14 protein-coding genes are annotated in these 14,067 nt (G+C 46.6%); all 14 read left to right on the forward strand.

What is annotated here, in order from left to right; translation table 11 throughout:
- The 14 genes from bshB1 to EDD69_RS01095 all read left to right on the forward strand — a co-directional run bounded on the left by bshB1 (position 1) and on the right by EDD69_RS01095 (position 14,058).
- Entirely contained in the window at positions 1 to 711 is a 711-nt protein-coding gene (gene bshB1 / locus EDD69_RS01030) for a bacillithiol biosynthesis deacetylase BshB1 (RefSeq protein ID WP_132947108.1), read from the forward strand.
- Entirely contained in the window at positions 708 to 1,844 is a 1,137-nt protein-coding gene (gene bshA / locus EDD69_RS01035; protein WP_132947109.1) for an N-acetyl-alpha-D-glucosaminyl L-malate synthase BshA, read from the forward strand. Before bshB1 ends, bshA begins: the two co-directional genes overlap by 4 nt.
- Positions 1,841 to 3,046, forward strand: a complete 1,206-nt coding sequence (locus EDD69_RS01040; RefSeq protein ID WP_132947110.1) for a CCA tRNA nucleotidyltransferase — start codon at positions 1,841 to 1,843, stop codon at positions 3,044 to 3,046. Before bshA ends, EDD69_RS01040 begins: the two co-directional genes overlap by 4 nt.
- On the forward strand, positions 3,016 to 3,999 hold the full coding sequence (locus EDD69_RS01045; protein WP_207893230.1) for a biotin--[acetyl-CoA-carboxylase] ligase: 984 nt from the start codon (positions 3,016 to 3,018) through the stop codon (positions 3,997 to 3,999). The genes EDD69_RS01040 and EDD69_RS01045 overlap by 31 nt, the downstream gene beginning before the upstream one ends.
- A gap of 246 nt (positions 4,000 to 4,245) precedes the next feature.
- Positions 4,246 to 5,082, forward strand: a complete 837-nt coding sequence (gene panB / locus EDD69_RS01050) for a 3-methyl-2-oxobutanoate hydroxymethyltransferase (RefSeq protein WP_132947112.1) — start codon at positions 4,246 to 4,248, stop codon at positions 5,080 to 5,082.
- Complete coding sequence (gene panC / locus EDD69_RS01055) at positions 5,079 to 5,927, forward strand: pantoate--beta-alanine ligase (RefSeq protein ID WP_132947113.1); 849 nt, start codon at positions 5,079 to 5,081, stop codon at positions 5,925 to 5,927. Before panB ends, panC begins: the two co-directional genes overlap by 4 nt.
- 17 nt (positions 5,928 to 5,944) lie before the next feature.
- Positions 5,945 to 6,328, forward strand: coding sequence for an aspartate 1-decarboxylase (gene panD, locus EDD69_RS01060; RefSeq protein WP_132947114.1), 384 nt, complete (start codon positions 5,945 to 5,947; stop codon positions 6,326 to 6,328).
- A 41-nt stretch (positions 6,329 to 6,369) separates the two neighbouring features.
- Entirely contained in the window at positions 6,370 to 9,024 is a 2,655-nt protein-coding gene (dinG, locus tag EDD69_RS01065) for an ATP-dependent DNA helicase DinG (protein WP_132947115.1), read from the forward strand.
- Positions 9,025 to 9,079: 55 nt separating this feature from the next.
- On the forward strand, positions 9,080 to 9,862 hold the full coding sequence (locus tag EDD69_RS01070; protein WP_132947116.1) for a ComEC/Rec2 family competence protein: 783 nt from the start codon (positions 9,080 to 9,082) through the stop codon (positions 9,860 to 9,862).
- Between the two features lie 181 nt (positions 9,863 to 10,043).
- The gene (locus EDD69_RS01075; RefSeq protein WP_132947117.1) at positions 10,044 to 10,214 is read left to right on the forward strand and encodes a YpmA family protein; all 171 of its coding nucleotides are present in this window, start codon (positions 10,044 to 10,046) and stop codon (positions 10,212 to 10,214) included.
- A 12-nt stretch (positions 10,215 to 10,226) separates the two neighbouring features.
- A complete protein-coding gene (locus EDD69_RS01080; protein WP_243643003.1) occupies positions 10,227 to 10,703 on the forward strand; it encodes a cell wall elongation regulator TseB-like domain-containing protein in 477 nt (158 codons plus the stop codon).
- A 16-nt stretch (positions 10,704 to 10,719) separates the two neighbouring features.
- Positions 10,720 to 11,904, forward strand: coding sequence for a pyridoxal phosphate-dependent aminotransferase (locus EDD69_RS01085; protein WP_132947119.1), 1,185 nt, complete (start codon positions 10,720 to 10,722; stop codon positions 11,902 to 11,904).
- 112 nt (positions 11,905 to 12,016) lie between these two features.
- Entirely contained in the window at positions 12,017 to 13,309 is a 1,293-nt protein-coding gene (gene asnS, locus EDD69_RS01090; RefSeq protein WP_132947120.1) for an asparagine--tRNA ligase, read from the forward strand.
- 65 nt (positions 13,310 to 13,374) lie between these two features.
- The gene (locus tag EDD69_RS01095; RefSeq protein ID WP_132947121.1) at positions 13,375 to 14,058 is read left to right on the forward strand and encodes a DnaD domain-containing protein; all 684 of its coding nucleotides are present in this window, start codon (positions 13,375 to 13,377) and stop codon (positions 14,056 to 14,058) included.
- Positions 14,059 to 14,067: the final 9 nt, after the last annotated feature.

Raw genomic sequence — 14,067 nt, forward strand, 5'->3', positions numbered from 1 at the left:
ATGGAACGGCTGCATATGTTAGCGTTTGGCGCCCATCCGGATGATGTCGAAATCGGCATGGGAGGAACGATCGCCAAATACGCGAAAAAAGGATATAAAATTGGCATTTGTGATCTAACATTAGCTGAACTGTCTTCAAACGGAACGGTCGAAACGCGCCAAAAGGAAGCGAAAAGAGCGGCGGATATTTTACAGGTGCATACGCGCCTTCAACTTCGCTTTCCGGATCGCGGTCTTGAACGGAAGGAAGAATATATTCGCCAGCTTGTCACCGTCATTCGCACATACCGCCCTAAACTCGTTTTCGCTCCGTATTGGGTCGATCGTCATCCCGATCATGGCCATTGTGCGAAATTGGTGGAAGAGGCGGTATTTTCGGCGGCGATTCGGCGCTATGAAGATGAACAACATCTTCCTGCCCATCGCGTTGATGCTCTTTATTTTTACATGATTAACGGATTTCACCGTCCGAGTTTTGTTGTCGATATTAGCGAGACGATCGAGCAAAAATTAGCGAGCTTGCGCGCATACGAAAGCCAGTTTCAGCGCGCGGAAGGCTCTGTTGAAACGCCGTTAACGAACGGATATATCGAGACGGTCGAAAGCCGCGAGCGCCTTTTTGGCAAGGAAGTGGGCGTTGCTTTTGCTGAAGGGTTTATTGCAACAAAGCCATTGCTGCTTGAAAATGATTTGTTAGGTGAAGAAAGATGAAGCTGAAAATCGGCATTGTTTGTTATCCGTCGGTGGGTGGCTCGGGTGTCGTTGCCACCGAATTAGGAAAATTGCTTGCCGAACGCGGGCATGAAATTCATTTTATTTCATCCAGCATCCCGTTTCGTTTAAACAAAGTATATGGCAATATTTATTATCATGAAGTGAGCGTGAACCAATATTCTGTTTTTCAATATCCGCCATATGATTTAGCGCTCGCAAGCAAAATTGCCGAAGTAGCGAAGCGGGAGAAGCTAGATCTCATTCACGCTCATTACGCTGTTCCGCATGCGCTTTGTGCTTTCTTAGCGAAACAAATGGTCGGTGAGCATTTAAAAATTGTAACGACGCTTCACGGAACGGACATTACGGTGCTCGGTTACGATCCGTCATTGAGCGATATGATTAAGTTTGGCATCGAGCAATCGGATGCTGTCACGGCGGTGTCGAATGCGCTCGTTTTGCAAACGTATGAACTGCTTGATGTGCAAAAACCGATTCAAACGGTATACAATTTCGTGGATGAACGAGTATATAAAAAAGGAGAAAACGATGAGCTGCGCCGTGAATACGGCATCGCACCTCACGAAAAAGTGCTCATTCATGTTTCTAACTTTCGCAAAGTGAAGCGTGTTCCGGATCTCGTTCGCGCCTTTTCCCTGATCGTCAAAGAAGTGCCAGCCAAGCTGTTGCTCGTCGGCGATGGACCAGAAATGACGGTCGTTTGTCGTTTAGTGAACGAGCTTGGTCTGGCTGAGCACGTTCGTTTTTTAGGAAAACAAGAAAACTTAGCCGACCTTTATTCCATTAGCGATGTAAAGTTGTTGTTGTCGGAAAAAGAAAGCTTCGGCCTCGTATTGCTTGAAGCGATGGCGTGTGAAGTTCCGTGTGTTGGAACGAACATCGGCGGCATTCCGGAAGTGATTGAAGATGGAAAAACCGGCTTTTTATGCCGTCTTGGCGATGTGGAGGAAGCGGCTGAAAAAACGCTCTTGTTGCTGAAAGATGAAAAACTGCGGCAAACGATGGGAAAACAAGCGCTTGCTTCTGTTTATGAAAAATTTTATTCGGAGCAAATTGTGGCACAATATGAACAAATTTATTTTCAACTCGTTAAAGGGGAGAAACGATGAACGAGAAATTTCGTCAAGCGTTACCGATCATCGAAACACTCAAACGTCATGGGCATGAAGCGTATTTTGTCGGGGGAGCGGTGCGCGACTTTTTGCTTGATCGGCCAATCGGGGATGTCGACATTGCGACATCCGCGCTGCCGCAAGAGGTTATCTCTCTTTTCCCAAAAACCGTTCCCGTCGGCATCGAACATGGCACGGTCATGGTCATTTATAAGGGGACATCGTATGAAGTGACGACGTTTCGGACGGAAGGCCGTTATGAAGATTATCGCCGTCCGGCAGAAGTGACGTTCGTTCGTTCGCTTGAAGAAGATTTAAAGCGGCGCGATTTTACGATGAATGCCATCGCAATGAATGAACGGGGCGAGCTGATCGACCCGTTTGGCGGAAAAGCAGCGCTTGAAAAGCAGCTCATTGAAACGGTTGGAGCAGCGGCTGAACGTTTTAGTGAAGATGCGCTTCGAATGATGCGCGCTCTTCGCTTTGTCAGCCAGCTTGGATTCTCGCTTGCGGTTGATACGAAACAGGCGATTGAGCAACACGGACATTTGCTTGAGAAAATTGCCATTGAGCGCATCACGGTTGAATTTGAGAAAATGCTATGCGGTCCTTTTGTGCATCAAGCGTTTCCGCTGTTGATTGAAACGAATCTCTTTTTGTATTTGCCGGGGCTTTCCGAAAAGAAAGAACCGTTAGCGAAAATGTCTGCATATCAATGGCGGCGTCTTCATGACCGCATTGAAGCGTGGGCGCTGTTTGTTTACTTGCTTGACGTTGATCCACATTCGTTTTTGCGAAAGTGGAAACTGCCGAACCATGTCATTCGCGATGTTTCCGTTTGCTTACAAGGGCTCACAGAGATTCGGGAGAAAGATGACTGGACGATCGATCGCCTTTATCGTTATGGGCAAAAGTATATGCCGCTTATTGAAACAGTTCGCGCAACGTTGAAGGATGAAAGTGCAGCGACAGACGAACTTGCGGCACGTTTGGCCGCATTGCCGATTCAAGAGCGAAAGCAATTGGCGGTCAATGGCAATGATGTGATGGCGTGGTTTGGCCGCGAGCGAGGACGGTGGATCGCCGAAACGCTAGAAACGATCGAACGCGCCGTGCTGCACGGAGAGGTTAAGAATGAGAAGGAAGCGATAAAGGAGTGGCTGCTTGCGTGCAATCAGAAACAAGAAAAAAATTGTTAAAGCTATTTGCGGAAGCGAACGGGGAATTTATTTCTGGACAAAAAATTAGCGATCAGCTCGGCTGTTCGCGCACCGCGGTTTGGAAACATATCGAAGATTTGCGCCAAGAAGGCTTTGAAGTCGAAGCGGTGCGCCGACTTGGCTATCGCTTAAAAAGTGCACCCGATAAAGTGACAGGAAACGAAATTCAGCTCGGCCTAAAAACGAAGCGGCTCGGTTGGAACGTCTATTATGAAGAAAGCGTACCCTCTACGCAAAAAATTGCTCATAAATTAGCTCACGACGGAGCAGAGGAAGGGACGCTTGTCATTGCCGAAGAACAAACGGCTGGACGGGGACGATTGGATCGTTCGTGGCATTCGCCAAAAGGAACCGGCATTTGGATGAGTCTCATTTTACGTCCAGCCATTCCGCCGCAACAAGCGCCTCAGTTAACGCTTTTGGCTGCGGTCGCCGTCTCTCAAGGAATTCAGGAAGTAACGGGGCTTGTTCCTGATATTAAATGGCCAAACGATATTTTATTGAACGGAAAAAAAGCGGTCGGCATTTTGACCGAATTGCAGGCGGATCCGGATCAAGTGCACGCGGTAATCGTCGGCATCGGCATTAACGTCAACCAAACGCGCGAACATTTTCCTTCTGAACTTGCTTCCACCGCCACGTCGCTTGCCCTGGAAGCCGGCAAGCCTGTCAATCGCGCGCAGCTCGTTCAAATGATTTTGTCTAAATTCGAAACGTTGTACGATCAATATTTACAACACGGTTTTTCACCGATTAAATTGTTATGGGAAGGATATGCGGTGACGATTGGAAAAGAAGTCGTTGCCCGAACGTTATCGGGAACGGTAAGCGGCGTCGCGCTCGGCATCACCGATACAGGAACGTTGAAATTGCGCACGAAGGATGGAGACATTCACTACATTTATTCCGCTGATATTGAAATCAAAAAGTAGTAGGAAAATTGAGAAAAATTTGTTAAAATGAAACCGATTGAAACTGGGCAGTATCTTTGTTAGAACTGCACCATTGTTTCATATATTCAAATCAAAATTAAAATGAAAATGAAAATGTTCTGCCTTGATCCGAATGCGGACGGGGACAGAGGGATGGATGAAAGAAAGCACAATCCTTCTTTCTCGCTTAGGCAGAAAGAGGGATTTTTTTGTCCATTGCCTCTGAAATTGAGAGGAGGTAAAAAAGTGAAAACAAAAATCGATTTTTTAAACATGAAAAAAACGAATGAACCGATTGTGATGCTGACGGCATACGATTATCCATCAGCCAAATTGGCCGAAGCGGTCGGTGTCGACATGATTTTAGTTGGCGATTCGCTCGGCATGGTCGTTTTAGGGTACGATTCAACGATTCCGGTTACCGTCGATGATATGATTCATCATACGAAAGCGGTGCGCCGCGGAGCGCCGAATACGTTCATCGTCACCGATATGCCATTTATGTCGTATTATTCGCGCGAAGAAGCGCTTAAAAACGCAAAAGCAATCATGCAGCAATCGGGAGCCAATGCCGTAAAAGTGGAAGGCGCAGGAAGCGTCCTTGAAGTGATTGCGGCATTGACAGAATCGGGCGTGCCTGTTGTTGCTCATCTCGGGTTAACGCCGCAATCGGTTGGTGTATTAGGCGGATATAAAGTGCAAGGAAAAGATGCGGAAAGCGCGCGCCGATTAATGCAAGATGCGAAAGCGTGCGAACAAGCAGGAGCGATTGCGCTTGTGCTTGAATGCGTGCCAAAGCAGCTCGGCGAGGCGATTACAAAAGAGCTTTCAATTCCGACGATCGGCATCGGTGCCGGAGTGGGCACAGACGGGCAAGTGCTCGTGTATCACGATGTGCTTGGCTACGGCGTCGAACGTGTTCCGAAATTTGTTAAGCAGTATGCAAACGTTCAAACGACGATGCAACAGGCGCTTGCTGAATATGTGGCTGAAGTAAAAACGCGCCAATTTCCGACTGATCAGCAGTCGTTTACGATGAAAGAAGAAGCGTGGCTTGCGTTATATGGAGGGAAAAGCAATTGATTACGATTCGCACCATTGAAGAAATGCAAAAACGAATGATAGAATATCGTCAAAACGGAAAAACGATCGGATTCGTGCCGACGATGGGGTACTTGCATGAAGGACATGTCGCTTTGTTGCAAGAAGCGCGAAAAGCAAACGACATTGTCGTTTTAAGCATTTTTGTCAATCCGCTTCAATTTGGGCCGAACGAAGATTTTGATCGCTATCCGCGCGACTTTGCCCGCGATGAGAAAATCGCTAAAGAAGCGGGCGTCGATGTGCTTTTTTATCCGGATGTAAAAGAAATGTATCCGCACGAGCCGTCGGTGATCGTTACGGTGAAAGAACGCGTGGATGTGCTGTGCGGAAAATCGCGCCCGGGACATTTTGACGGCGTCGCTACCGTCGTAACGAAACTGTTCAATATCGTCATGCCGCATCGCGCGTATTTCGGCATGAAAGATGCGCAACAAGTAGCCGTCATTGACGGGCTTATTCGCGACTTTCATTTTCCGATTGAACTGATCGCTGTTCCGACCGTTCGCGAGGCGGATGGCTTAGCAAAAAGTTCGCGCAACGTTTATTTAAGCGAGCAAGAGCGAAAGGAAGCGCCCGTTTTATATGCGAGCTTGCAAAAAGCAAAAGCGCTTATTGAAAAAGGCGAGCGAAACGTTGAAACGATCCGCCAAGCGATTATCACCGAAATTTCAACAAAAACGAGCGGGACGATTGATTATGTGGATATTTACTCTTATCCTGACTTAAAACCGTTAGACAAATTGGCTGGCAACATCATTATTGCCATTGCTGTCCGATTTACAAATGCACGCCTAATTGATAATATCGTAATGAACGTAAAGTAGAAACGGAGGGAAGAAACATGTTTCGCACATTAATGAACGCAAAAATTCATCGTGCGCGCGTGACAGAGGCGAACTTAGACTATGTCGGCAGCATTACGATTGACGAAGATATTTTAGATGCGGTCGGCATGGTCGCAAACGAAAAAGTGCAAGTCGTCAACAACAATAACGGCGCACGGTTTGAAACATATATTATTCCTGGCGAACGTGGCAGCGGTGTGTTCTGCTTAAACGGAGCAGCGGCTCGTCTCGTTCAAAAAGGCGATATTATTATTGTCATTTCTTATGCGTTAGTACCAGAGGAAAAAATTGCATCGCACCGTCCAAAAATCGCGATTATGGATGAAAACAATCGCATTCAGCAACTAATCGTCCAAGAGCCGGCGGCCACCGTTTTATAAACGAAGGCGGAGCCGCCTCTTTTTGTTTGTGAGGTGAAAGCATGAACGGACGTTTTGTCGTTGTCGACCTTGAAACGACAGGAAATACGCCAAAAAAAGGAGATCGCATCATTCAAATTGGGTTTGTCGTCATTGAGCGCAAAAAAATTGTGAAGCGCTTTTCGAGTTTTATTAATCCAGAGCGCGACATTCCTCCGTTTATTCAACAGCTTACAGGAATTGATGAAACGATGCTTTCAGGAGCACCGAGCTTTGACGAAATCGCTCCGATCCTTTTCAAACAGTTAAATGGCGCTTATTTCGTCGCCCATAATGTTCACTTTGATTGGTCATTTTTGCAGGAGGAGTTTTCCCGAATCGGAATGGACGTTCCTTCTTGCCCGATGATTGACACCGTTGAGTTAGCGCGCATGTTAATGCCGACTGAAGCAAGCTATAAATTAACGGATTTAGCTTCTCTCCTTTCCGTTGAGCACGAACGGCCCCATCAAGCCGATTCCGATGCCGAAGTGACGGCGGAACTATTGTTGCATTTGCTCGATAAACTTGCTTCGTTGCCGCTTGTGACGTTGCAGCAATTGCGCGTTCACGCAAAAGCATTAAAAAGCGATTTGCTTGCGCTGTTGGATGAAGCGATCGCAAAAAAAGAACGGTCGCTTGAGAGGGATGACCGTTTTGATGAATACGAAGGGCTCGCGTTAAAAAAGCAGGAAAAGCCGAGCAGACAAACGCTGACGGAGCCGCTTCCGACTTTTTCGCAATTTTTTGCTGATCAAAAAGCGTTTCCGTTTGCCCACTATGAGCATCGCGATGGACAGTGGGAAATGATGGAACATGTCGATCGTGCATTGCATACGTGTCAACATGCGCTGATCGAAGCGGGAACAGGGATTGGAAAGTCGCTTGCGTATTTGCTGCCTGCTGTTTTCTTTGCAAAAAAGCAAAAACGCCCGCTTGTGATAAGCACTCATACGCTTCAACTGCAAAAGCAGTTGCTGGAGCGCGATCTTCCCCTGCTTGCGCGCATCGTTCCGTTTTCTTTTACGGCAGCGGTGCTGAAGGGACGGCGCAATTATTTGAGCTTGCGGAAATTTGCGCGCACGCTTCATGAAATGGATGAAAATTATGACGTCGCCTTTACGAAATGCCAATTGCTCGTTTGGCTAACCGAAACGGAAACAGGGGATGTGGATGAGCTTAATTTAACAGCGGGAGGAAAATTGTTTTGGGAAGAAGTGCAAAGTGAAGGAGCGTCCATCGATCCAAACGATTTTTTTATGCGCGCGAAACAAAAAGCACAAACGGCCGATTTGATCATTACGAATCACGCCTTTTTGCTTCATGATTTAACGGCGGATGAACAGGCGCTTCCTCCTTACAGCGAACTCGTAATTGATGAAGCGCATCATCTCGAAGAAGTGGCGGCACACTTTTTCGGTCAGCAAGTCGATTATGCGTATGTTCGGTTATTGTGGACGCGAATGAATGAAATCGCAGCGAAATGGCACATGACCGAAATGCGGTCGTTGCTTGCCGATTTGGAATATGAACTGAGCGAGTTATTCCGGATGATTCGCAGCTACGCATTGCATCGTCAACAAAGTGCGACGCGCGTACGTTACCGCTTTACCCCGTTTAAAGAGTATGGGCGCGAATGGAATGCGCTTGTTGAATTGACGATGCGGCTTGCAAGCGATGTGCGTCGTTTAGAGACGATGATTGAACGAATCGATGAAGAGGATGCTGCCCCTTTTCATGCGTTTGTGTCGACGTTTACGACGCTTCGGCATTTGCTGTTAAGCGATGACGATGCCGTTGTGCGCTGGATGGAAGTCGAGCCAAAAGGAGCGGTGAACGCGGTGACGTTGTACGCACAGCCGATTGATTTGGCGGCGTTTTTTGCTGATCAACTGTTCGCGCGGAAAAAAAGCGTCATTTTAACATCTGCGACGTTGACGATGAACGGTTCGTTTGCATACATCATTTCGCGGCTCGGCTTAGAAGATTTTTATCCGATGGCGCACATTATTCCGTCGCCGTTTCGTTACGAAGAACAGGCGCTTTTGATGGTTCCGAGCGATTTGCCGTCGTTAACAGTTGCTTCGCTTGAAGAATACGCTGAAGCGGTTGCGCGGCAGCTGCTGCAAATCGCATACCATACGAAGGGGCGGATGCTCGTCTTGTTTACTTCCTACGAGCTTTTAAAATTGACGCATTCGTTTGCGAAACAATTAAACGATGACGAAGCGTTCGTTTTAATGGCTCAAGGAGTAAGCGGCGGCAACGCGGCGAAGCTGACGCGAAACTTCCAACAATTTGAGCAGGCGATTTTATTCGGTACAAGCAGCTTTTGGGAAGGGATTGACATTCCTGGCGACGACTTATCTTGCCTTGTGATCGTTCGTCTTCCGTTCGCACCGCCAGATGACCCTGTCATTGAAGCGAAAAGCGAACATATTCGCGCGAAAGGAGGCAATCCGTTTTACGATTTAGCGCTGCCGCAAGCGGTTTTGCGGTTTAAACAAGGATTTGGCCGCTTGATTCGAACAAAAAGCGATCGCGGTGTCATGTTTGTATTTGATCGACGCATGATGACCGCTTCATATGGAAAATATTTTTTACAATCGCTTCCGCCGATTCGCGTATATGAAGAACCGCTTGATCAACTTTTGCCACGCCTCGATCAATGGCTATAATTTTTAGTCAATGAGTGAAAGATAATAGATAGATTGGTCGTAGGAGTGGAACTGAATGAGATGGTTATTGCTGTTTTGTCTCGCGCTGTACGGGTTGGTCGATCCGCCCGTGACGGAAGGGGCGGTGCGGAAAATTGATTTAATGCTTGAAGGGGAAGAAATGGCGATTGTGTTTTTGCCGCTTGCGAATGGAGAGGCAACGCTTTTAAAGCACGCGAGCGGCAAAAACGTGCTTATTAATACAGGCGGAATTGGAACGGAGCGACAATTAAAAAAATGGTTAGATCAATTTCATGTGACGGAAATCGATGAAGTCATCGTCACAAACGATGAAAAAGAATATGTTGCGAATCTCGATTGGGTCATCGACACATTTGCCCCTGAAAAGCTGATCGTTTGCCGTTTGAAAATGGCCCTTCCATATAATTGTGAAGTGTGGAAAGAAGGAGAGGTGCACGAGATTTTTCCCCATTTGCGTGCGGAAGTGTTGTGCACAGAAGGAGACGATCTGACATTTTCGCTCCAATATGGCGATCTTCGGCTTCTTTATATGGGACATGCGAGCGAGGAGGTCGAAAAACGGCTGCTTGCGTTGCCGTTGAACGATGTGAACATTTTAAAAATCGCTCATTTCGGCTTATACGATCGCCCGAGCACCGCATTTTTAAAACATGTCGATCCGCAAGTGACCATCTTTTTTAAAAAGCGCGATCACGTGCCAAATCAACGGTTATTAGAGCGCTTATATGAATCATGGATCGATATTTATCAAACCGAACGTGTTGGGTCGGTTGTCGTGAAGTGCGATCTCGATCATTACGAAGTAATAACGTTGTAAAAAAAGGGCCAAAAATGGCCCATGGTGTGTACGGTAGGAATTTTTTTAAATGAAATTGACCAATGTAGGAAACCGTTGCTAAAATGAAGATGTTTACAACACAATTGTGTTGTATCTGTATTGTTTCCTTGACATGTTGACCATATAAGTAACAAAATTTGTGCACATGGAGGATATGAACGTGGAAAGCAAAATTGAAGTATTGGCAACAGTGAAAGTTCAGAATTCAGCTGATTTGTACAAAATTGTGGATTGCTTAAATCGAACGCTGAAAGAAAAAGATTTAATGTTTGGTTTGGCGCTCGATGACGAAGACAAAGAAAAAGCGGTATTTACCATTTATCGCACATAAGAAGGGATTCCTGTGAAAAAGTGGGCAATATGGTTGCTTCTTTTGCTTGGCTGGACGGTTTGGCTGTTTGCCGATGCGTATCATGCGGCGATCTCATCAAAGGAAGAGAGCGAACAGAAAGCGATTGAGCGCGCAAAAGAGGAAGGAGACTTAACGACCATTATTGATGTTGATACGTATCGCGGCAATGAAACGTATGTGGTCGTCATTGGGGAAAATGAAGAACATGAAAAAATGGTCGTATGGGTCCCGGAAAAAGGGGACGATATTGAAGTAAAACCGCTATCAGCCGGCATTTCGGAAAAGGAGGCGCTTGCGATTTTAAAAACGGAATATTCCCCTAAAAAAGTCATTTCGGCGAAATTAGGAATGGAAAAAGGGATTCCGCTTTGGGAGATTACATATATTGATGAGCAAGACCGCTATTCTTTTTACTATGTCCGGTTTGAAGATGGCGCTTTTATCAAAAGATACAGTTTTACACCATAAAGGGGGAAAGGATTTTATGAAATTAGCGAAACGCGTAGCATCATTGACACCGTCCAGCACGTTAGCGATCACAGCGAAAGCGAAAGAATTAAAAGCGGCTGGGCACGATGTAATCGGCCTTGGAGCAGGTGAACCTGATTTTAATACGCCAGAGCACATTATGGAAGCGGCTGTGCGCGCGATGCATGAAGGGCATACGAAATACACCCCTTCAGGCGGTTTGCCGGCATTAAAAGCGGAAATTATTAAAAAGTTTCAAAACGATCAAAAGCTCGACTACAAACCATCGGAAATCATCGTTTGCGTTGGAGCGAAACATGCGCTTTACACTCTCTTCCAAGTGATTTTAGATGAAGGGGACGAAGTGATCATCCCGACGCCGTATTGGGTCAGCTATCCGGAGCAAGTGAAGCTCGCTGGCGGCGTTCCTGTTTACGTTGAAACAGCGGAAGAAAACTCATTTAAAATGACGCCAGAGCAATTGAAAGCGGCGATCACGGAGCGCACAAAAGCGGTGATCATTAACTCGCCAAGCAATCCGACCGGGATGATTTATACGAAAGAAGAGCTGCAGGCGCTCGGCGATGTATGTCTAGAACATAACATTTTGATCGTTTCTGATGAAATTTATGAAAAGCTCGTTTACGGCGGACATGAGCACATCTCGATCGCTCAGCTTTCGCCAGAGCTAAAAAAACAAACGATCATCATTAATGGCGTATCGAAGTCGCATTCGATGACAGGATGGCGCATCGGGTATGCGGCAGGCGATGAAGAAATCATTCGCGCGATGACGGACCTTGCAAGCCACAGCACCTCCAACCCGACTTCGATTGCGCAATACGCTGCGATTGCGGCTTATAGCGGTTCACAAGAGCCGGTTGAGCGCATGCGACAAGCGTTTGAAGAGCGCTTAAATATCATTTACGAACGCCTCATTCAAATTCCGGGCTTTTCGTGCGTCAAGCCGCAAGGAGCGTTTTATTTGTTCCCGAACGCGAAAAAAGCCGCGTTGATGGCGGGATATGACAGCGTGGATGCCTTTGTTGAGGCGCTGCTAGAAGAAGCAAAAGTTGCGCTCGTGCCGGGTTCTGGATTCGGCGCGCCGGATAACGTTCGCTTATCGTATGCGACATCGTTAGAGCAGCTTCAAAAAGCGATCGACCGCATTCAAGCGTTTATGGAATCCAAAACGAAATAAGGGAGAAGGCTGGCTGATCAAGGCTGGCCTTTTTGTTCTTGCGTTTTTTTGTCGAAATGTATAATATGGATGATGTACATACAGTTTTTGAACGTCTTTGGAGGGACTTTTTGTGAAAACAACGATTGCAGAAGTACGTAACTATGTAGGACAAGAAGTGACCATTGGCGCTTGGTTGGCGAACAAGCGTTCAAGCGGAAAAATTGCCTTTTTGCAATTGCGCGATGGAACGGGCTTTATTCAAGGGGTCGTTGAAAAAGCGCAAGTGAGCGAGGATGTGTTTCAACTAGCAAAACGCATGACGCAAGAAAGCTCATTATATGTGACAGGCATCGTGCGCGAAGATGCGCGTTCGCCGTTTGGCTATGAACTTTCGGTAACGAACTTGCAGCTTATTCATGAAGCGGTGGATTATCCGATTACGCCGAAAGAGCACGGCGTGGAATTTTTAATGGATCATCGTCATTTATGGCTTCGTTCAAAACGTCAACACGCGATTATGAAAATTCGCAACGAAGTGATTCGCGCGACGTATGAATTTTTCAACAACAACGGCTTCGTGAAAGTCGATCCTCCAATTTTAACGGGAAGTGCGCCAGAAGGAACGACAGAGTTGTTCCATACAAAATATTTTGATGAAGATGCTTACCTTTCGCAAAGCGGACAGCTTTACATGGAAGCAGCAGCAATGGCGCTTGGCAAAGTATTTTCGTTCGGTCCGACGTTCCGTGCTGAAAAGTCAAAAACACGGCGCCATTTAATCGAGTTTTGGATGGTTGAGCCGGAAATGGCGTTTTATGAGTTTGAAGATAACTTGAAAGTGCAAGAGGAGTATGTATCATACATCGTTCAATCCGTCTTAAAAAATTGCCAGCTTGAGTTAAAGACGCTCGGACGCGATACGACGAAATTAGAAAACGTCAAGCCGCCGTTTGCGCGCATTACGTACGATGAAGCGATTCAGCTGCTTCATGACAAAGGCTTTGACGATATCGAGTGGGGCGATGATTTCGGCGCGCCGCATGAAACGGCGATAGCGGAAAGCTTTGATAAGCCTGTCTTCATTACCCATTATCCAACGACATTAAAGCCGTTCTACATGCAGCCAGATCCAAACCGCCCAGAAGTCGTTCTTTGCGCTGACTTAATCGCACCGGAAGGATACGGCGAAATTATCGGCGGTTCGGAGCGCATTCACGATTACGATTTATTAAAACAGCGGTTAGAAGAACACAACTTATCGCTCGATGCGTATAAATGGTATTTGGAACTTCGCCAATACGGCTCTGTGCCGCATTCAGGATTTGGTCTTGGCCTTGAGCGGACAATCGCTTGGATTTGCGGCGTCGAACACGTTCGTGAAACGATTCCGTTCCCGCGCTTATTAAATCGCTTATATCCGTAAAAGCAAATCCCCCAGCACCATGGGGGATTTATTTTGTGGTATAATCATCGTTGAGGTGTTTGCAGATGGATCGAAATAAAATTATCCAATGGTTTCGTGAAGGAAGCATCGCGATTCCACGCGTGCTGTTAACGAACTATAAAGAGCTCGGTTTAAATGAAACCGAATTTATGTTGCTTTTGCACATCCACTCCTTTATTGACAGCGGAATCACCTTTCCAACGCCAGAACAAATTGCCGCGCGAATGACGCTTTCCCCCGAAACATGCATGCAGCAATTGCGCAAGCTTGTACAAAAAGGATTCGTGGCGATTGAAGAACGAATCGATGAACAACAGATTCGCAGCGAACATTATTCGCTTGAGCCGCTTTGGGAAAAAATTGTGCGCCATTTGTTAAAAGAGCCGTTGCGCGAGGAAAACGAACAAGAAGAAGAGCTATATACGCTCTTTGAACGGGAATTCGGCCGTCCGCTTTCGCCGATGGAATGCGAAACGTTAGCGATGTGGATCGATCAAGATGAACACGATCCGCTCATCATTAAAGCGGCGCTGCGTGAAGCGGTGTTATCAGGAAAGCTCAATTTTCGCTACATTGACCGCATTTTATTTGAATGGAAAAAGAATGGAATTCGCACGATCGAACAAGCTCAGCAATATGGCAAAAAATTTCGCAAACCGCCAATGAAGCAAGAACAAGGAGCGTATAAGCCAACGGTCCCATTTTACAATTGGCTCGAGCAATCGTAGAAAGGATGG

Origin of the sequence: Thermolongibacillus altinsuensis, from assembly GCF_004341205.1 — a bacterium.
Taxonomy (GTDB): Bacteria; Bacillota; Bacilli; order Bacillales; family Anoxybacillaceae; genus Thermolongibacillus; species Thermolongibacillus altinsuensis.

Excerpts from the sequence above, each read along its gene's own strand:
- bshB1 (WP_132947108.1), top strand. The coding sequence starts at position 1 with ATGGAACGGCTGCATATGTTAGCGTTTGGCGCCCATCCGGATGATGTC.
- bshA (WP_132947109.1), top strand. The coding sequence starts at position 708 with ATGAAGCTGAAAATCGGCATTGTTTGTTATCCGTCGGTGGGTGGCTCG.
- EDD69_RS01040 (WP_132947110.1), top strand. The coding sequence starts at position 1,841 with ATGAACGAGAAATTTCGTCAAGCGTTACCGATCATCGAAACACTCAAA.
- panD (WP_132947114.1), top strand. The coding sequence starts at position 5,945 with ATGTTTCGCACATTAATGAACGCAAAAATTCATCGTGCGCGCGTGACA.
- dinG (WP_132947115.1), top strand. The coding sequence starts at position 6,370 with ATGAACGGACGTTTTGTCGTTGTCGACCTTGAAACGACAGGAAATACG.
- EDD69_RS01070 (WP_132947116.1), top strand. The coding sequence starts at position 9,080 with ATGAGATGGTTATTGCTGTTTTGTCTCGCGCTGTACGGGTTGGTCGAT.
- EDD69_RS01085 (WP_132947119.1), top strand. The coding sequence starts at position 10,720 with ATGAAATTAGCGAAACGCGTAGCATCATTGACACCGTCCAGCACGTTA.
- EDD69_RS01095 (WP_132947121.1), top strand. The coding sequence starts at position 13,375 with ATGGATCGAAATAAAATTATCCAATGGTTTCGTGAAGGAAGCATCGCG.